The organism is Kitasatospora cineracea (assembly GCF_003751605.1).
In the GTDB taxonomy this organism is placed as follows: domain Bacteria; phylum Actinomycetota; class Actinomycetes; order Streptomycetales; family Streptomycetaceae; genus Kitasatospora; species Kitasatospora cineracea.
This window is the reverse complement of the sequence record NZ_RJVJ01000002.1, coordinates 809,575-827,765: the sequence shown is the minus strand read 5'-3', so window position 1 is coordinate 827,765 and position 18,191 is coordinate 809,575. Positions and strand designations below refer to the sequence as shown.

15 protein-coding genes and 1 pseudogene are annotated in these 18,191 nt (G+C 74.5%); 5 read left to right on the top strand and 11 right to left on the bottom strand.

Annotation, left to right across the window (positions count from 1 at the left end):
* Positions 1–28 precede the first annotated feature (28 nt).
* The 8 genes and pseudogenes from EDD39_RS30195 to EDD39_RS30160 all read right to left on the bottom strand — a co-directional run bounded on the left by EDD39_RS30195 (position 29) and on the right by EDD39_RS30160 (position 5,801).
* On the bottom strand, positions 29–547 hold the full coding sequence (locus EDD39_RS30195; protein ID WP_123562128.1) for an NUDIX hydrolase: 519 nt from the start codon (positions 545–547) through the stop codon (positions 29–31).
* Positions 548–593: 46 nt separating this feature from the next.
* Positions 594–1,256, bottom strand: coding sequence for a hypothetical protein (locus EDD39_RS30190; protein WP_123562126.1), 663 nt, complete (start codon positions 1,254–1,256; stop codon positions 594–596).
* A gap of 277 nt (positions 1,257–1,533) precedes the next feature.
* Positions 1,534–2,461, bottom strand: a pseudogene (locus EDD39_RS42805) (transposase).
* A 65-nt stretch (positions 2,462–2,526) separates the two neighbouring features.
* Complete coding sequence (locus EDD39_RS30175) at positions 2,527–3,624, bottom strand: hypothetical protein (RefSeq protein ID WP_123562122.1); 1,098 nt, start codon at positions 3,622–3,624, stop codon at positions 2,527–2,529.
* 50 nt (positions 3,625–3,674) lie between these two features.
* Complete coding sequence (locus EDD39_RS30170) at positions 3,675–4,166, bottom strand: hypothetical protein (RefSeq protein ID WP_123562120.1); 492 nt, start codon at positions 4,164–4,166, stop codon at positions 3,675–3,677.
* 75 nt (positions 4,167–4,241) lie between these two features.
* On the bottom strand, positions 4,242–4,430 hold the full coding sequence (locus EDD39_RS39075) for a hypothetical protein (protein WP_148089559.1): 189 nt from the start codon (positions 4,428–4,430) through the stop codon (positions 4,242–4,244).
* A 40-nt stretch (positions 4,431–4,470) separates the two neighbouring features.
* Complete coding sequence (locus EDD39_RS30165; protein ID WP_123562118.1) at positions 4,471–5,331, bottom strand: hypothetical protein; 861 nt, start codon at positions 5,329–5,331, stop codon at positions 4,471–4,473.
* 80 nt (positions 5,332–5,411) lie between these two features.
* Entirely contained in the window at positions 5,412–5,801 is a 390-nt protein-coding gene (locus EDD39_RS30160; RefSeq protein WP_123562116.1) for a VOC family protein, read from the bottom strand.
* A gap of 642 nt (positions 5,802–6,443) precedes the next feature.
* Here EDD39_RS30160 and EDD39_RS30155 point away from each other — a divergent pair.
* Positions 6,444–7,823: an NAD(P)/FAD-dependent oxidoreductase gene (locus EDD39_RS30155; protein WP_123562114.1), complete on the top strand. Its 1,380-nt coding sequence runs from the start codon at positions 6,444–6,446 to the stop codon at positions 7,821–7,823.
* A gap of 28 nt (positions 7,824–7,851) precedes the next feature.
* Here EDD39_RS30155 and EDD39_RS30150 read toward each other — a convergent pair whose 3' ends face one another.
* Positions 7,852–8,748, bottom strand: a complete 897-nt coding sequence (locus EDD39_RS30150) for an IS982 family transposase (RefSeq protein ID WP_123562112.1) — start codon at positions 8,746–8,748, stop codon at positions 7,852–7,854.
* A 281-nt stretch (positions 8,749–9,029) separates the two neighbouring features.
* Between EDD39_RS30150 and EDD39_RS30145 the strand changes: the two genes are divergently transcribed.
* The 3 genes from EDD39_RS30145 to EDD39_RS30135 all read left to right on the top strand — a co-directional run bounded on the left by EDD39_RS30145 (position 9,030) and on the right by EDD39_RS30135 (position 15,009).
* Complete coding sequence (locus tag EDD39_RS30145; RefSeq protein ID WP_123562110.1) at positions 9,030–10,022, top strand: hypothetical protein; 993 nt, start codon at positions 9,030–9,032, stop codon at positions 10,020–10,022.
* Positions 10,023–10,162: 140 nt separating this feature from the next.
* Entirely contained in the window at positions 10,163–12,067 is a 1,905-nt protein-coding gene (locus EDD39_RS30140; RefSeq protein ID WP_123562108.1) for an HSP90 family protein, read from the top strand.
* Complete coding sequence (locus tag EDD39_RS30135) at positions 12,067–15,009, top strand: tetratricopeptide repeat protein (protein WP_123562106.1); 2,943 nt, start codon at positions 12,067–12,069, stop codon at positions 15,007–15,009. Before EDD39_RS30140 ends, EDD39_RS30135 begins: the two co-directional genes overlap by 1 nt.
* 78 nt (positions 15,010–15,087) lie before the next feature.
* Here the strand turns inward: EDD39_RS30135 and EDD39_RS30130 are convergent, their stop codons facing one another.
* Together EDD39_RS30130 and EDD39_RS30125 are read right to left on the bottom strand one after the other, a co-directional pair.
* Entirely contained in the window at positions 15,088–16,653 is a 1,566-nt protein-coding gene (locus EDD39_RS30130) for an adenosine deaminase family protein (protein WP_123562104.1), read from the bottom strand.
* A gap of 168 nt (positions 16,654–16,821) precedes the next feature.
* Entirely contained in the window at positions 16,822–17,262 is a 441-nt protein-coding gene (locus EDD39_RS30125) for a DUF5997 family protein (RefSeq protein WP_123562102.1), read from the bottom strand.
* A gap of 101 nt (positions 17,263–17,363) precedes the next feature.
* On the opposite strand from EDD39_RS30125, the gene EDD39_RS30120 reads away from it, so the two are divergent.
* Positions 17,364–18,164: a LysR family substrate-binding domain-containing protein gene (locus EDD39_RS30120; RefSeq protein ID WP_123562100.1), complete on the top strand. Its 801-nt coding sequence runs from the start codon at positions 17,364–17,366 to the stop codon at positions 18,162–18,164.
* Positions 18,165–18,191 lie beyond the last annotated feature (27 nt).

Below are 18,191 nucleotides of genomic sequence, written 5' to 3'. Positions count from 1 at the left end.
CGGTTCCCGGTACCGCGTCAGGCAACCTTCAGTCCTCGTCGTCGTTGACGTCGCCGAGGTGCAGCGGAACCGGGCCGGGCCCCTCGCGCAGCAGGGCGGTGAGGCGGGCGGCCAGGTCGCGCGGGCGGACGGTGGCGTCGGTGGTGGCCAACTCCCGGACCGTCCACCAGTGGTGGCCGAACCTGGCTTCGACCGGGTCGACCCGGACGGCGGCGGTCTCGGCGGGGGTCAGGCGCAGCAGGCGGTACTCCTCCCGCTGGCGGAAGGGGCGGCCGTCGAAGGTGAAGTCGGTGCGCCGGGTCCAGACCACCGGGCCGAGCCGTTCGGCGGGCAGGTCGAGCGCGGTCTCCTCGCGCAGCTCCCGGACGGCGGCGGCCGACGCGTCCTCGCCCTCGTCCACGCCGCCGCCGACGGTGAACCACCAGCGCCCGCCGGCCGGCCGCGGGTCGCGGGCGCAGAGCAGCAGCAGCCGGTCCCGGTGGTCGAGCAGCAGGAGTCGCGAGGTCTCCCGGACGGCGGGCGGGGTGGCTCCGGCGGGTGGGTTCACGGGGCGACCCTACCCGCCGGAGCCGGAGCCGGAGCCGATGCGGGCGTCAGTCGACGATCTCCCAGGTCTCGTGCATCGAGGTGATCAGGCCGCCGGCGTCGGTCTCGTAGATGAAGAGGTTCCCGCACAGGTCGGCCGGGTGGTCGTCCGGCTTCGAGGTGTCGAAGCAGGGCTGGTGGAGCTTGGCGTAGTCGTCGAAGGTGGTCTTCCGGGCCTCGTATCGCGGGTACGTCCCGGAGGGGTTGAGGCCCTTGGTGAACATGGTGACGGAGGCGCCGGAGGCGAACTTGTAGTAGGAGGAGACGCCGCCGCCGAGGTCCAGCTGCCGCCCGTACTTGTCGCAGGTGACCTTCGCCTGGGTGGCCTTGAGCTGCCCGGGGGCCGCGTTCTCGACCACCATGACCTTGTGGGTCTTGTAGAAGGCGGCGCAGCCGTTGACGTCGATGCTGGCCTTCTCGAACGCGGTCTCGTCGGCGGCGCTGACGGTCTGCCCGCCGGCCGGCGCGGCGGCCGTCTTGGAGGACCCGGTGGCCGGCTTGGACGCGGCGCCGGTCGGCGAGGCGGCACCGCTCGCGGTGGAACCGCCGGGGGTGCCGGTCGCGGCGGCGGTGCTCGGGCCGCCGTCCGAGGTGTCCTCCGGGTCGCAGCCGGTGACGGCCAGGGCGACGGTCAGCAGGGCTGCTGCGGCGGTGAGTTGACGGATGCGCATGCTGGTTGGATCCCCCGTGAGACGGCTGTCGGTAGTGACGCTCCGAGAACATACCAATCCGCCGCGACACCGGCCGCCGGGGGTGCCGCGCGGAAGGGCCGGACCGTGCACAGGCCGGGACGGCGAGCGGGGCGCCCACTCGCCGGTGCGCGGCCCACCCGGGCCGGCCGTCGAGCGGCTCCGAATAAAACTTGACGAACCGTCAGGAAAATTTCCCGGCAAGGAAATCGCCCGGAGCGATGAAGACCCGGTACTGGACTTGAAAGTGTGCTGCCGGTCAGCCGTCTGTGATCAGGCCGGTGCCCGCGAAACACCCGTCGATCAACTCCGAGCGGTACTGGATGCGCTTGAGTCGGCGCTTCACGGCACGAGCGATCTCGCTGAGGTCGGCGGCGGCGAGGTTGCCGATGTCGCGTTTGACCAGCGACCGGATGCCTTCCTGCGGGTTGAGGCCCGGGGCGTGGGTCGGCAGCTGGAAGACGGTCAGCCGGTCGGCGTTCGCCTCGATGAACTCCTCCATCCCGGCGGTGAGGTGCAGACGGACGTTGTCCCGGACGAGCACGATCGGCCCGCCCGGCTGGCGGCGGGCGCGGGTGGTCAGGCCGCGGAAGCCGCGCCGGCCGAAGCCCTTCGGTTCGTCTTCGCGACCGCGGTATTCGCGGATCGTGCAGATCGGTCGGGACCGCTCGCCGGGCTTGTAGCAGGTCATGCCCGCCATCGAGACTCGCCCGGCTCCTCGGCCCCGTGCCCGTACGACAGGGGTCTGACCGGTCCGGCCCCACGTTCTGGCGCGCGGCGGGGTCATCGACCGCCCGGCCTCGTCCTCGAAGGCGATCCAGGCGCCGAGTTCCGCCGCAGTGCCCTTGCCCGCGGCCGGGTCTCCTTCCTCCCGACCTCGCCGGCGTCCACCGCCGGTCCGCCCAGCCATGGATGAGCGGACCCCGCTCCAACTCGCGCTCAAGCCCGGCAACCTGGGTCTCGCCGAGCCGGGACCGGCCCGGAGACCCCTTCGACCGCGGCCCGGCCCCGCCGCACTCGCGCCGGGACCTTCGCCATCGCTCTACCGACCGCACGCCCGCCCGCAGCGCGGCCGCGATGCCTGCGTTCTTTTGGCCGCCCTCGAAGCGTTCGACGGCCTGAAACCGCAGCCGCCCGCGCGCGGCCCTCCCCGCGTCGGTCAACCCGCCGCCCTGCACGCATCTCACGTTGCAGCACCACCGGACCTGGCTGCCGCCGTTCGGCGAACGGCCAGGGCGTCACCCGGCCGAGGTCAGTTCTCGTCGGCCGGCTTCCACAGGTGCACGGACCTTCGGTCCTTGGAGACCGTGTACCACGCACCGTCCCCGGCGGAGCGGGCAGGCCCGGAGACGGGGAAGGGGTAGGAGATTTCGCCGCGGAGGGTCATTCCCCGTGCATCGACCAGCCAGTGGCGGGCCGTGCCGTATCGGGCATCGCACTCGGAGGTCCCGGCGACGATGGTGTCGTCATCCAGGAAAGCCGCGTCGTGGTCCCAGTACACCCTGTCCTCGCCGGTGCTCCGCGGGTGCGACGGCACCGTGCCCTCGGCGTCCAGTTCCCGCAGAAGCGAGCCGTCCTCCGCCCGGTGGAGGCAGAGCGACCATTGCCCGACGTCGACGGCCAGGAGGTGCCGGCCGGACGGGCTCACCGCAAGGAGGACCAGCTCGATCCCGATCACGGTGGCGGACAGTCGCTGCCCGTCCCAGCGCCCCCACAGCGCGGGCGACCCCTCTTCGCCCTCGCCGACACTCAACCCCATCTGCGTCGGGTCGAGGTGCGGAGTGTGCTCGGAGCCGGAGGCCACGGTCATGGTGTTCACGCGCCCCAGGACCCTTCCGTCCGTGGCGTCCAGGACTGCCCACAGTTCCTGGTCGTCCTCCCCGGCCGGGTCGCCGCCCAACGGAGCGCGGAGGTGGGCCCAAACAAGCCTGCCGTCCGCACTGACGGCGACCGAGCCGCTGTCGGCGTAGGGGTGGTCCTCGTCGCGCGCGTACTCGTCGAAGGACGAGTGCAGGAGGGTGCAGCCGCCGTACCAGCAGCCATGCCGCACTTCCCAGCGCGTCGTGCCGGTCGCCTCCACCGAACGCACCGCGTGCACGCCTGCGAACACCGCGGCATCCCGCTCCGGCGACACCGTCACCGATCCGAAGCGGCGCGGCCAGGGCGCCGGGAAGCGGACCTCGGAGGCTCGGCCGGCGGAGAACGCGTCCACATCGAGGGCCACCACTTCGGTGTCACCACGCTGCACGAGAAGCCTGCGGTCGGGCCCGTGCAGGACCCACGGGGCCTCCGAGGACGCCGGGTCCAGGGGAGCGGCCACAGTGGTGACGAGACGGGCGGCGACGGTCACAGTTCTCCCAGCCACAGACGACGAACGATGCGAGAGCCTGACGTCCCACCCTACGGGGGAACGGCGACGTCGCCCGGCGGACCGGCAGCGCGACATGGCCATCTCAACACGCTGCCTCGCCGCTGCCCTCGCGTGGCCCCCGGCTGACCGACATCACGCTTTCCGTCTCGGCGGCACCCGAACAGCAGCACCGCGAAGACCGCCTCCAGCACCAGCCCCGGGAGCGGGCCGGGCAGTGCCCGGTTCAGTGCCCGGTTCAGTGCGGCGGGCGCCGGTACCACCAGGACGATCCGCACCGTGGGGCGCCAACTGCCGTGCAGCAGTTGCCAGGAGCGGCGCAGGTCGCGGGCCTCCAGCAGCACCGCCGTCGGCAGCAGCGCTGCCACCGCCAGCAGGTGCAGCGCGACCGGGTCGAGCAGCGCCAGCACCGGCCGCACCAGCAGGTCGTACCCGCCGGGGAGCAGCACGGACAGCCGCATGGACAGCAGCCAGGCCGGCCCGGGCAGGTCCGCCGCGGCGCCCAGCAGGGCCGGCCGCAGCACCGGCCCCCGTTCGGCGCGGGACGCCGCAGGCAGGTCCGACTGCCCGGTCAGCAGCCGCAGTTGGGCGGACCGGCGTCAGGCCGACAGCGCCGCCCCGGCCGCGAACAGCAGCACCGCCGCCGCCTCGGACGCGGCCCCGGAGCGGCCGACCACGGAGGCCGGCACGTTCCCGGCGGCCGCGAACGCCAGCTTCACCAGCAGCAGTTGCCACCAGCAGGCGGCCGCCCGCTCCCGGACCACCGCCCACCACATCGGACCCGCCACGCACCGTCGTCGACCAGGCCCCGGCGCTACCCGGCCGCCCTCACCGCCCGAACGCCGCGTCCACCGGCGGGTACGCCGACCCCGCGCCCGCCGTTCCGCTCTCCGACCCGCCGTCCGACCCGCCCGCCGATCCGTCCTCCGGCCCACCGCCCGACCCGCCAGCCGACCCGCCCGCCGGCCCGTCCGGCCCGACGGCGGCGGGGGAGCGGCGGTAGGTGGCGAACAGCAGCAGCAGGACCAGCAGGTGCACCGGCGCCGCCAGCGCGTCCACCGCGAACGCGGCCGCCACCGACCGGCTCCGCCACAGCGCCTCGACGGACCACTGCTGCACCAGCAGCCCGGCCACGCATCCGAACAGCGCGATCGCGCACAGCCGCAGCGCCGTCGCCCAACCACTGGACAGCAGCCGCCAGGAGGCCCGCAGCCCGCCGCCCGCCACGAAGACCGCGGCCGGCAGCGCCGCCGCCAACACACCCCCGAACGCCCCCAGGGCCAGCAGCGGCCAGCGCAACGGCCCGCGGAGCAGGTCGAAGTACAGCTCGGGGCGGAAGGCCGCGCACAGGTCGACCAGGGTCGGCACCGAGAGCAGCACCGACCAGCCCGCCATCAGCCCGAGCTGCCGCGGCGGCACCCGCAGCGCGAACCCCAGGCCGGGCCGGAAGGCCAGCAGCCGCAGCGCCACCCCGTACTCGAACGACACCAGCAGCGTCGCAACCGCGACGGACAGCAGCCGCAGCATCCAGAACGCCGGGACCAGGCCCGCCACCAGCACCCCGGCGGCGAGTTGCAGCACCGCCCCGACCGCCGCCACCAGCAGCACCAGCGGCCCGCGGGCCACCGCCCGCTCCGCGAAGATCCCCCACCAACTCGCGCCGCCCGGGCGCGCCCCCTCGATGATCATGGAGGGAGGGTAGCGGAGAACTCCCCGACTACCGTCCCCGCCAGCCGCCCCCGACTACCGTCCCCGTCCGCTAGCCGCCCCTACGGGGTGTGCACGAGCTGGATCAGGTTCCCGCAGGTGTCGGCGAAGACCGCCGTCGTCACCGGCCCCATCGCCAACGGCTCCTGGGTGAACACCACGCCCAGGCCGCACAGTCGCTCGTACTCGGCGGCCACGTCGTCCACCGCGAACGAGGCCGCCGGAATCCCGTCCTCCCGCAGCGCCGCCTTGTACGGCGGCACCGCCCGGTGGCCCGAGGGCTCCAGCAGCAGCTCGGTGCCGTCGGGCTGCTCGGGGGAGACCACCGTCAGCCACCGGGCACCCCCGCCGAGCGGCACGTCGTGCTTCTTCACGAAGCCCAGCACCCCGGTGTAGAAGGCCAGTGCCGCCGTCTGGTCCTCGACGAAGACCGAGGTGAGGTGGATGCGCATGCGGGTCTCCTGCGGGAACGGAAGGGGCGGAACGCGGCCGTGGCACCACCGCCCGGTGGCGCCGTCCGGCCGAACATACCGCCCAGGTGCGACATTCCGGCCGAGGCCGACCGCAGGGCGGCTCCCGGGCCGGCCCGGGTCAGGGCGCCGCCCTCGCCGCCCCCTACCTGGACGGCTGCGGCTGCACCACCGGCAACAGCGGCCTCAGCTTCGTCGACCCGGAGGCGCTGAAGCGGCACGTCACCGCCCTCGACGACACCGGCGTGCTGCGCCCCGGCAACCTCGCCGACCTGGTCGTCCTGGTCGTCCTGGTCGTCCTGGACCGCGACCCGTTCGCCGCACCCGTCGAGGAGATCGTCGAGACCCGCGTCCTGCGCACCCACGTCGGCGGCCGGGCCGTCCACACCGCCGACTGGGCGGCCGCGGCCCGCGCCCGCCCCCGCCCGCCGCGACCCGGACACCCTGTCAGCCCGGGCGGCGGCGGCCTGCCAGGCTGCCCGTTGTCCGGCCCGCCGCCGCCCGGTTACCGTCCTCCCGCACCCCGCACCCCGCACCCCGCACCCCGCACCCCGCACCCCGCACCCCGCACCCCGCACCCCGCACCCCGCACCCCTCCCAGAAGCCCCCTCGGAAGCAGGACACATGACCACCGTCAACGGAGGCGTCTCCTTCTGGTACGCGGCCACCGGCCGGCCCGAACCCGGCGCCCCGCTCGACGGCGACACCACCGCCGACGTCTGCGTGGTCGGCGGCGGCTACACCGGCCTGTGGACCGCCTACTACCTCAAGAAGGCCGCCCCCGACCTCGACGTCGTCCTGCTGGAGGCCGAGTTCTGCGGTTACGGCGCCTCCGGCCGCAACGGCGGCTGGCTGTACAACGGGATCGCCGGCCGCGGCCGCTACGCCCGGCTGCACGGCGAGGACGCCGCCCGCCGCCTCCAGTACGCCATGAACGACACGGTCGCCGAGACCCTGCGCGCCGCCGAGGCCGAGGGCATCGACTGCGACGCCCACCGCGGCGGCGTCCTCGAAGTCGCCACCACCCCCGCCCAACTCGCCCGCCTGAAAGCCAGGTTCGCCCACGAGCAGGCGTTCGGCGCGGACGACGTGCACCTGCTGGACGCCGCCCGCACCGCCGAACGCCTGTACGTCCCGGGCGCGTTGGACGCCACCTGGACGCCGCACGGTGCCCGGATCCACCCCGCCAAGCTCGTCCTCGGCCTGGCCGCCGCCGTCCGCCGACTCGGCGTCCGGGTCCACGAATCCACCCCCGCCACCGCCATCGCCCCCGGCCGCGCCACCACCCCGCACGGCACCGTCAGCGCCCGCACGATCCTCCGCTGCACCGAGGGCTTCACCGCCAACGTCCCCGGGAACAGGCGCAGTTGGCTCCCGATGAACTCCTCGATGATCGCCACCGAACCGCTGCCCGCCGACTTCTGGGACGCCGTCGGCTGGCAGCACCGCGACGTCCTCGGCGACGAGGCGCACGCCTACATGTACGCCCAGCGCACCGCCGACGACCGGATCGCCCTCGGCGGCCGCGGGTACCCCTACCGCTACGGCTCCCGGATCGACCAGGACGGCGCCACCCCCGCCGGCACCGTCGCCCAACTCCGGTCCGTGCTGGCCCGGATGTTCCCCGCCGCCGCCGACGCCCGGATCGACCACGCCTGGTCCGGCGTCCTCGGCGTCCCGCGCGACTGGTGCGCCGCCGTCGACCTCGACCCCGCCACCGGCCTCGGCTTCGCGGGCGGCTACGTCGGCAGCGGCGTCGCCACCGCCAACCTGGCCGGCCGCACCCTGCGCGATCTCACCCTCCGTCACCTCCACCGCGCCGCCCCCACCGACCTCACCACCCTCCCCTGGGTCGGCCACCACGTCCGCCGCTGGGAACCCGAACCCCTCCGCTGGCTCGCCGTCCACACCCTCTACGCCGCCTACCACCACGCCGACCGTCACGAACACACCACCACCTCCCCCCTCGCCGCCCTCGCCGACCGCATCTCCGGCCGCGGCTAGACGAGTAGTTCCGAAGTCGGTTAGTCGGTCAGTGGTCGTAGGCGATCAACGAGCGTGTGACGGGTTGGCCGGTGGTGCGGTTGTGCCAGATCGCGCAGGTCATTGCGAGTAGCCGTTGGCCGACTCGGGCGCCGAGGCCCTCGATGGTGCGTCCGCCGTGCTGTTCGAGGCCGAGTTGGCCCTTGAGGGTGTCGTTGACGGACTCGATCAGCTGGCGGACGGACTTCAGCAGCCCTTCCCCGGGGCGTGGGGTTCGGTTGCGGTAGGACGGCCGCAGCAGCGTGATGCCGTGCTGTTCGAGGAAGCGGTCGAGTTCGGCGGAGACGTAGCCCTTGTCGGCGAGGATCAGCAGGCCGGGCCGCTCGCGGGCCAGCTCCGGTTCGGTTTCGACGAGCGCGGCCAACACCTCGCGCTCGTCGACCTTCGGACTGGCCAGGGCCCAGGTGACGGGGAGTCCGGCCGGGGTGCAGACCAGGTGCAGTTTCAGGCCCCAGAACCAGCGTGAGTGCGAGCGGCTGTAGCCGTAGCCGGCCCATCCGGCCAGGGCTGAGCGGCGTGCGGTGTCGCGGGAGCGCCCGCACTCGACGGGTGTGGAGTCGGTGATCCACACCGGGTCCGCCCACAGGTCGGTGTCCCGGGCCAGGTCGCGGATCGCCTGCTGGAGCAGCGGGCGTGCGGCGCGCAGGCGCTTGTTGTAGCCGGGCCTCTCGGGCAGGTGCGGGAACATGCCGCGCAGGCGGGCGCGGGCGAAGCGGATCCAGCGGGCCTCGGAGTGGAAACCCAGCAGGGCTTGGGCGACGGCCAGGCACACCAGTTCGGAGTCCGTCAGCCGCGGCGGGCGCCCCAACCAGCGCGTTCGGGGCAGGTGGTCATCGATCTGCACGTAGAGTGCCGTCAGGAGGGTGTCCAGCTCTTCGGTCGTCACAACCCGAAGCCTGGACACCCTCCCCGCATGTCCGAAGCAGAACAGCCAAAGACACCCGACTTCGGAACTACTCGTCTAGCACCTCCCCGCGAACCCCTGTCGCCGCCCGCCGGCCCCCGCCGGCCCCACCCGCCCCCGCCGGCCTCCGCAGGTCCCCCATGTCCCCCAGGTCGAAAACCCTTCGCACACCTGTCGCCCGGACGTGATAGGAATCTCGATCCGGGGGCCGCCGTACACGCGCCCCCGCGGGAACGCATCGCACCTTCGGAGGGGACCCGGGAATGGGACTGTTCGCACGGCTGCTCGGCCGCCGCGACACCGGCGAGGACCGGTCGGCCGGGACGGGCGCCCGGCGCCCGGTCATCGACCCGGCCCACGGCGACGCCGACCTGACCAGGCTGCGGGCCGCCGTCGCGGCCGGCTCCTGGGACGACGCCCGGGGCGTCCTCGACACCGCCGCCGGGCAGGACGACCTGACCCTGATGGTCGAGGCCGTCGCCGACACCACCGGCGCCGAGACACTGCTCGCCGAGGCCCTGCGGGCCGCCCCCGACGACCCGCTGCTGCAGCTCGCCCAGGGCGCCCGCCACGTCAGCTGGGCCTGGGAGGCCCGCACCGGCGCCCGGGCCAAGCACGTGAGCGAGGAGCAGTGGAAGCTGTTCCACGCACGGCTGGAGAGCGCCGAGGAGCACCTGTTCCGGGCCGCCGAACTCGACCCCGAACTGCTCGGCCCCTGGTACTTCCTGCAGATCAGCGGCCGCGGCGCCTCGCTCGACCGGAACTCCGCCCGCCACCGCTTCGAGGCCGCGCTGCGCCGCAGCCCCGGCCACGTCCCCTCGCACCGCCAGCGCCTGCAGCAGCTGTGCGAGAAGTGGCAGGGCTCGCACGAGGAGATGCACGCCTTCGCCCGGACGTCGATGCTCGCCGCCCCCGAGGGCAGCCCGATGGGCCAGCTGGTCGCCCGCGCCCACATCGAGCACTGGCTGTCGCTGCCGGTCGAGGAGGACGCCGCGTACATCGGACAGGAGCACGTCCGCGCGCAGCTGCACGAGGCCGCCGACCGCTCGGTCCGGCACCCCGGCTACGTCCGCGGCCGGGACTGGCCGGTCGCCCACAACGAGTTCGCCATGGCGTTCGCGCTCTCCGGGCAGCCCGCCGCCGCGCACCTGCTGCTCGGCGAACTCGGCGACCGGGTGACCGAACTGCCCTGGGCCTACTGGGGCGACCCGGTGGAGGTGTACCAGCGCACCCGCCTGCAGTGCGCCGGTCACTGACCGCCGCCACCCGGGCGCGGCCACCGACCGCCGCCCGCACGCGCCGCAGGCCCCGCCCCGCCACACGTCGCAGGCCCCGCCACGCGTCCCGCCCCGTCCCCGCCACGCGCCCCGCCCGAACCAGCCGAAGGACCAGCCCGGTGACCCCGAACGACCCCAGCGCGCACACCTTCCAGGTGGACCTGCGCGGCCTGGTCGACCTGCTCTCCCACCACCTGTACTCCAGCCCCCGCGTCTACCTGCGCGAACTGCTGCAGAACGCGGTCGACGCGATCACCGCCCGGCAGGCCCTCGACCCGGCCGCGCCCGCCGCGATCACCGTCACCACCGGCGAGGTCTTCTCGGTCTCCGACACCGGCGTCGGCCTCACCGAGGCCGACGTGCACACCTTCCTCGCCACCATCGGCCGCAGCTCCAAGCGGACCGCCGAAGGAGACCTGGACGCCGGTCAACTCGCCGACGCCCGGAGCGAGTTCATCGGCCAGTTCGGCATCGGCCTGCTGGCCTGCTTCGTGGTCGCCGACGAGATCACCGTCACCACCCGCTCCGCCCGCACCCCCGACGCCCCGGTGGTCGAGTGGCGCGGCCGCTCCGACGGCCGCTACACCATCACCACCCTGCCCGGCGGCGCCCGCCCCGAGCCCGGCACCACCGTCACCCTCACCCCGCGCCCCGACGCCGAGGAGTGGACCGCGCCCCGCCGGGTCCTCGAACTCGCCCGCCACTACGGCAGCCTGCTGCGCCACGAGGTCACCGTGGTCGACGCCGCCGGGCACCCCACCCGGATCAACCGGACCCCCGCGCCCTGGGCCGCCCGCCACGCCAACCCGGCCGCCCGGCGCGAGGCGCTCACCGAGCACTGCCGCGACACCTTCGACTTCACCCCGCTCGACACCATCGACCTGGACCTGCCGCTGGTCGGCCTCAGCGGCGTCGCCTACGTGCTGCCCGAGGCCGTCCCGCCGTCCCGCCGGGCCGGGCACCGGGTGCACCTCAAGGGCATGCTGCTCTCCGACCAGGCCGACGAACTGCTCCCCGAGTGGGCGTTCTTCGTGCGCTGCGTGGTCGACGCCGAACGGCTGCGCCCCACCGCCTCCCGCGAGGCGCTGTACGCCGACGAGACGCTCGCCGCCGTCCGGGACGCGCTCGGCCTGCGGATCCGCGACTGGCTGACCGACCTGTCCGCCAGCGACCCCGGCCTGCTGCACCGCTTCCTGTCCGTGCACCACCTGGCCGTCAAGTCGCTGGCCCGGCACGACGACCAGTTGCTGCGGATGCTGCTGCCCTGGCTGCCGTTCGAGACCACCGACGGCAACGTCACGCTCGACGAGTTCGCCCGCGCCCACCCGGTCGTGCTGGTCACCCGCACCGTCGAGGAGTTCCGGCAGGTCGCCCCGATCGCCGGCGCCGCGGGCCTCGGCGTCATCAACGGCGGCTACACCTACGACCGCGACCTGGTGCACCGCCTCCCCGAGATCCGCACCGGCACCACCGTCGCCGACCTCGACCCGGCCACCGTCACCGCGCACCTCGACAACGTCGACCCGGCCACCGAACTCGCCGCCGCCGCGTTCCTCGCCACCGCCCGCGAGGTCCTCGGCCGGTTCGACTGCGACGTCGCGCTGCGCACCTTCCACCCCAGCAGCGCCCCCGCCCTGCTGCTCGACGACCGCGAAGCCCGGCACGAGCGCACCCGCACCCAGCTCGCCGACCAGGCCGACGGGCTGTGGGCCGACATCCTCGGCTCGCTGGGCAGCTCCGCGCCCCGCGCCCAACTCGTGCTCAACCACCTCAACCCGCTGGTGCGCCGGGCCGCCGCGATCCGGCACCGCGACCTCGCCGTCACCACCGTCGAGGCGCTCTACGGCCAGGCCCTGCTGCTCGCCCGGCGCCCGCTCAAGGCCAGCGAGTCCGCGCTGCTGAACCGCTCCTTCCTGTCCCTGCTCGACCACGCCATGCTCGGCCACGAGCCCGCCCCCGGAGCGACCGGCCCCGCAGCCCCCGCCGGGGAGACCGGCCCGACCACGCCGCACCAGGAGCCGTGATGCTCGACACCATCGACGCCGTCCGCGCCGCCCTGCGCGCCAACGACGAACTGCCCCACGGCCGCACCCGCACCGTCACCGCCGAGGAACTCGTCGACGCCGCCGAGCAGTTCGACGACCCCGAGCTGCTCGCCTTCGCCCTGCTCGAACTCACCGAGGCGTACGAGTACGACGCCGAGCAGCGCAAACTGCCCGTGGTGTTCGCCCGGATCGCCAAGCTCCGCACCGAGCACCCCGACAGCTTCGGCGACTGGGAGAACCACGCCACCGACTGGCGCTACAAGTGGGTCGCCGCCGCGCTGCTGAGCGTCCCCGACGTCCCGCTGGAGGCGGTCCGGCGCTGGCACGGCGAACTGCGCCGCCACTACCTGGAGCGCGGCCACGACCTGCAGCCCTACTACGCCCAGCAGTACCGGCTCGCCGCCCACACCGGCGAGGGCGTCCAGGACGCCTTCGAGCTCTGGGCCGGCCGCTGGCGCTCCCGCTACAGCGACTGCCACGCCTGCGAACTGCGCGAGCAGGCCCGGCACTTCGTCGCCCGCGGCGAGGACGAACGGGCCCTGGAGATCTGGCAGCCGGTGTTCTCCGGCGAACGCTCCTGCTCCGAGGAGCCGCACACCAGCCGGGCCCTCGCCCTGCTGCCGCTGCTGCGCGCCGGCCGGCTCGACGAGGCCCGCTCCGCGCACCTGACCGGCTACCGGTGGGCCCGCGGCCGCCCGGCCGCCGCCGAGGCGGTCGGCCTGCACCTGGAGTTCTGCGCGCTCACCCGCAACGAGCCGCGCGGCCTGGAGATCCTGGCCGAGAACCGCGACCTGTTCGACCGGCACGGCGACCCGCTCTCCCGGCTGCACTTCCTCACCGGCGCCCACCTGCTGCTCGCCCGGCTGGTCGAGGACGGCCACGGCGACGTCCCGGTGGCCGGCCCGCCCGGCGCGCACCGCACCGCCGCCGCCCTGCTCGCCGAACTGCGCACCGAGGGCGACGCCTTGGCCGCCCGCTACGACGCCCGCAACGGCACCGCCGCGGTCGGCGACGCCCGCCGGGCCCGGCTGGCCCGCACCCCGCTGTTCGCCGAACCGCTGCCGCTCGGCCTGCGCGCCACCGGCCCGGCACCGGCCGCCGCGCAGCCCGCGCCCGCCCCCGCGGCGACCCCGGCCGCCCCCGCCGACCTGGCCGAACTCGTGCAGAAGGCACGCGAGTTGAGCACCACCAACCACCCCGACGCGATCCTGCACTGGAACCGGATCGGCGCCCTGATCGAGGCCCCCGACCACCGGCACCCGGAGGACGCCGAACGGTCCGGCCTCGGCTCGCTCGCCCAGCTCCGGGCCGAACTCGCCCTGGAACGCGCCTTCGAGAGCCACACCTCCGACCAGGAGGCCACCGCCCTCTACACCTCGGCCGCCGCCCTGTTCGAGCAGGCCGGGCTGACCGCCCGGGCCCTCGGCTGCCGGGCCCGGCTGGCCGGCCCCACCGACGACCACCCGGGCGACCTTCCGGTGATCCGCGAACTCTGCGCCCGGCTGGCCGAGTTGGCCGAGGACGGCACCCCGTACGGCGGCCGCGAACTGGTCGCCGTCCTGCAACTGCAGGCCAACGCCGAACTGCGGGCACTCTTCGAGGCCACCGCCGAGGCGGGCGGCCCGGACGGCCCCGGGCCGGACCCGGCCGCCCTCGCCGAGGCCGAGGCCACCCTGGAGCGGCTGTACACCGAGGCCGAACGCCATGGCTTCCCGCACCGCCAGGCCAACGCCCGGCTGCTCGGCGCCCGGGCCCGCTTCCTGGCCGACCGCCACCGGGACGAGAGCGACGCCTTCGCCGCCGCCGACCGGCTGATCACCGAGGCCGAACAGCTGGTCGACCGGGCCGGCGCCCCCTGGCGGCTCGCCCAGGTGTACGGCCAGCGCGGCGAACTCGCCATGTACACCGGCGACTTGACGGCCGCCGAACGCTTCCTGCGGCAGGCCGCCGAGACCGCCGCCCAGTACGGCGACCGCTCGGCCGGCACCGCCCGGGTGCACGACGGCCTCGCCCGCACCTACCTCGGCCTGGACCGCCCCGCCGAGGCGGCCAGGGCGTTCACCGAGGCCGCCGCCCGCTACGACCGCAACGGCGACGCCGACGACGCCGCCTCCGCGCGGATCATGCTCGGCCAGGTGCTGTGCGGCTCCGGCCGCGCCGACGACGGCGTCGCCGTCCTCGAATCCGTGCTGCTGGAACCGGCGTTCACCGAACTCGACGTCCGCGAACAGGCCCAGGCCCGGCTCAACCTGGCCCGCGGCCTGCGCGAACTCGACGAACCCCGGGCCGCCGCCGAGGAGTACCTGCTGCTCGCCGACCAGGTCGCCGGGTTCGAGGAGCGGCACATCCTCACCATGGTCGCCGCCGAGGCCGCCGCCGCCCTGGCCGCCGCCGAGCAGTGGCCCGCCGCCGACCTCGCCCGGCAGCGCGCCCTGGACAGCCACCGCACCGCCCCGCACGCCGACGCGGTCTTCGACATGCTGCTGCGCCAGGCCCGGCACACCGCCGACCGGCACGGCCCCGACCACCCCGAGGCGGCCGAACAGGCCCTGGCCCGGCTCGACGAGGCCGCCGAGGTGGCCCGCACCGCCGAACGCGAGGACCAGGACTTCGCCAGCGGCTGCCCCGACGGCACCCTGCACGACACCCGGGCCCGCACCCTGAGCACCCTGCGCCGCGACGAGGAGGCCCTCGCCGAGATGGAACTCGCCATCGCCGCGTTCGCCGCCTACGGCCCCGGCGCCCAGCACGGCCGGGCCGAGTCGATCCGGGTCGCCGCCATCCTGGAGGCCAACCGCCTCGACCGCCGGGACGCCGCGCTGGCCCGGCTGGACGCCGCCGTCGCCGAGTTCCGGGCCGCCGACGCCGAGGACGCCGCCCAGCCCCTCACCGAACTGCGCGCCCACCTCACCCGCCACTGACACCACCGACCGCCCCGCACACCGGCGGCCCGCCGGGGGAGCACCCCCGGCGGGCCGCCGACACACCTGCCGCACCCGCTACTTCACGTTCAGCACCGAGGTCTCGAAGGTGCGGAACGCCCCCTCCTGCTTCCACTCCAGCGCCGCCTTCGGGCTGGAGGCCAGCAGCGCCGCGCACTTCGGCGTCGGGTTCTCCGACCCGAGGGCCCGGCCCTGGCACTCCGGCACCGGCTTGAACCCGTCCCGGTCGCGCCACAGGCTCCGGCCGGAGACGAAGCCGTACTCCAGCGAGTTGCGCGCCAGGTCCTTCAGGTCCTGGTAGCTCAGCCGGTAGGTCTGCGCCGCGCGGACGTACTCGTGGGTGATGTCGATCCGCTCCACGCCCGGGTCGTCGGTGGCCAGCGCGGTCGGCACCCCGTACTTGCGGTACAGCGGGAACGGGTGCTGCCGCCCCTGCACCTGGAGGATCTGCGCGTTGGAGGTCAGCGGCACCTCGACCAGCACCTTGCGCTCGGCCAGGGTGCGCAGCAGGTCCGCCGCGTCGTCCTCGTGGGTGACGTCCACGCCGTGGCCGATCCGCTCGGCGTGGCCGGTCAGCACGGCCTGCCGGATGTGGAAGGTCAGGTCCTCCGGCTTGACCAGGCCGGGCACCAACTCGCCCGCGTGCAGGCTGATGTGGGCCTTCGGGTAGAGCGGGTGCAGGAAGTCCAGCATCTGCATCTCGAGCTGGTAGTTGTCCAGCGAGGACTGGTAGTCCTCCGGCTGGACGAGGTTCACCGCGACGAACCGGTCGTCCTGGGAGGCGAGTTCCATGCCGATCAGCAGCTGGGCGAAGACCCGGGCCGGGGTGGAGGCGCGGGAGGCCTGGGACTGGATCCGCACCGTCACCGAACAGCCGGGCCGGGCCTGCGGGGTGCCGCACTGCTCGGTGGACCGGTACTCGGCCATCGCGGTGTCCAGGTCCGCGCGGGCGCTGTCCACCAGGGCCTGCATCTGACCGTCGGCCAGCAGCTTCCGGCGCAGCGCCGCGAGGTCCGGGTCGAAGCCGACCTTGGCGGCCAGCGCGGCGACCCCGCCGGAGGCCGGGGTCAGCATGGTCTCCAGGTAGCTCTGGTGCTGGGCGGCCATGGTGTCGGTGACCTCGGCGATCATCGTGCCGGGGTGGCGCCAGCTGGCCTCGCCGAACTTGCCGAAGGTGGCGAAGAAGTGGTCGTGGCCGGACTCCGCGCCGGGGGTGAAGTCCTGCATCGACCAGGCCCGGATCACCTGGGTGCGGAACTCGCCCTCGGCCAGCGCGTCCTGGGCCGGACGCAGGGTGCCCTGGCAGGGGCCGGTGGCCGAGGTGAAGGTCACCGAGTCGATGCACAGGCCGTCCTGCGCGGCCAGCTTGATCAGCAGTTCGGTGGTGACCGCGCCGGACAGGTGGTTGTGCAGGTCGCCGCCCTTGGGCATGGCCCGCAGGAAGGCGTCCAGCCGTGCCGGGTCCTGCCGGATCCCGTCCAGCAGGCCGGCGACGGCGGCCTCGGTCGGACGGGAGCCGGCCCGGTCGGCGGCTTGGGCAGTGGGAGCGAGCGGCAGCAGCAGGGCCGCGCAGGCGACGAGTGCGGCGGTGCCGGAACGGCGTAGCGACGTCATGCCCGCCATGCTGACGGATCGTCAGCTCCCGTACGCCGCAACGCCGTTCATGTCGTGCGCACATCATCCGAACGGGTGCCGCGGCGCGGAAACGGCCCAGAAACGATCGGATCGTGCTACTTCCGATCGTGCTACTTCCGACCGCACTGCTTCCGACCGCGCTGCGTCCGGTCCGTGCTACTTCCGGCCGGGCTTGTGCGCGGCCTTGCCCGCCTCCCGGGCGGCCTTCACCGACGCGGCCTTCGCCTCCGCGTCCTTCACCCGCTGCGCCTCCTTGCGCACCTCGGCCTGGGTGGTGCGCTCGCGGCGCAGCCACTCCGGGTCCTCCTCGCGCAGCGCGTCGATCTGCTCGGTGGTCAGGGCCTCGGAGATCCCGGCGCGGCCGAGGCCGGTGACCGAGACGCCGAGCCGGGCCGCCACCACCTGGCGCGGGTGCGGACCGTTGCGGCGCAGGTCGACCAGCCACTGCGGGGGCTCGGCCTGCATGGCGTTGAGCTCGTCGCGGGAGACGACGCCCGCCTGGAACTCGGCGGGGGTCGCCGCCAGGTAGATCCCCAGCTTCTTGGCCGCGGTCGCGGGCTTCATGGTCTGGGAGGTCTTGGGCTTGGGCGTAGTCATGCGACAAGGGTATAGGGAACGCACCCCTGCCCAGGTCACGGCCGCCCCCGCCGCCCCGCCGCCGGGCCGGCCCCGCCCCGCGGCCCGCTAGCCTGGAACCCGTGACCGAGACCGAGCAGCCCGAGCAGTCCCCCGCCTCCTTCCGCCTGGTGTACGTGCCGGGGGTGACGCCCACCAAGTGGCTGCGGGTGTGGGAGGAGCGGCTGCCCGACACCCCGGTCGAGCTGCTGCAGTCGGCGCCCGCCGACGGCCACGCCCTGCTGCTGTCCGGCGGGGCGGACGCCGGCCTGGTCCGGCTGCCGGTGGACCGGACGGTGCTCAGCGCCATCCCGCTGTACACCGAGACCACCGTGGTGGTCTTCCCCAAGGACCACTGGCTGGCCGCCGCCGAGGAGGTCACCGCCGCCGACCTCGCCGAGGAGGTCGTCTTCCACCCGCAGGACGACACCCTCGACTGGCCCGAACTGCCCGGCCGCCCGGCCTTCGAACGCCCCGCCACCACCGGCGACGCGATCGAACTGGTCGCCGCCAACGTCGGCGTGCTGGCCGTCCCGCAGTCCCTGGCCCGGCTGCACCACCGCCGCGACCTCACCTACCGCACCCTGGTCGACGTCCCGCAGTCCCAGGTCGCCCTCGCCTGGCCGGAGGACGCCACCACCGACCTGGTCGAGGAGTTCATCGGCATCGTCCGCGGCCGCACCGCCAACAGCTCCCGCGGCCGCACCGCCGCCGCCGAGGAACAGCGCCGCCCGTCCAGCACGAAGAAGTCCAAGGCCCAGCCCCAGCAGCGCACCGGCCAGGGCGGCAGCGGCAAGCCCAAGCCCACGCCGGGCCGGCGCACCGGCGGCGGCCGCACCGCCCAGCCCAAGCGCGGCGGCAGCGGCGGCGGCCGCAAGAAGTAGCCCTGGGCGTCCGGGTACCACCGGGAA

Bases quoted from the DNA above. Each gene is read 5' to 3' on its own strand.
- EDD39_RS30165 (WP_123562118.1), bottom strand. From the start codon at position 5,331: ATGATCATCGAGGGGGCGCGCCCGGGCGGCGCGAGTTGGTGGGGGATC.
- EDD39_RS30160 (WP_123562116.1), bottom strand. From the start codon at position 5,801: ATGCGCATCCACCTCACCTCGGTCTTCGTCGAGGACCAGACGGCGGCA.
- EDD39_RS30155 (WP_123562114.1), top strand. From the start codon at position 6,444: ATGACCACCGTCAACGGAGGCGTCTCCTTCTGGTACGCGGCCACCGGC.
- EDD39_RS30145 (WP_123562110.1), top strand. From the start codon at position 9,030: ATGGGACTGTTCGCACGGCTGCTCGGCCGCCGCGACACCGGCGAGGAC.
- EDD39_RS30130 (WP_123562104.1), bottom strand. From the start codon at position 16,653: ATGGCGGGCATGACGTCGCTACGCCGTTCCGGCACCGCCGCACTCGTC.
- EDD39_RS30190 (WP_123562126.1), bottom strand. From the start codon at position 1,256: ATGCGCATCCGTCAACTCACCGCCGCAGCAGCCCTGCTGACCGTCGCC.
- EDD39_RS30135 (WP_123562106.1), top strand. From the start codon at position 12,067: ATGCTCGACACCATCGACGCCGTCCGCGCCGCCCTGCGCGCCAACGAC.
- EDD39_RS30125 (WP_123562102.1), bottom strand. From the start codon at position 17,262: ATGACTACGCCCAAGCCCAAGACCTCCCAGACCATGAAGCCCGCGACC.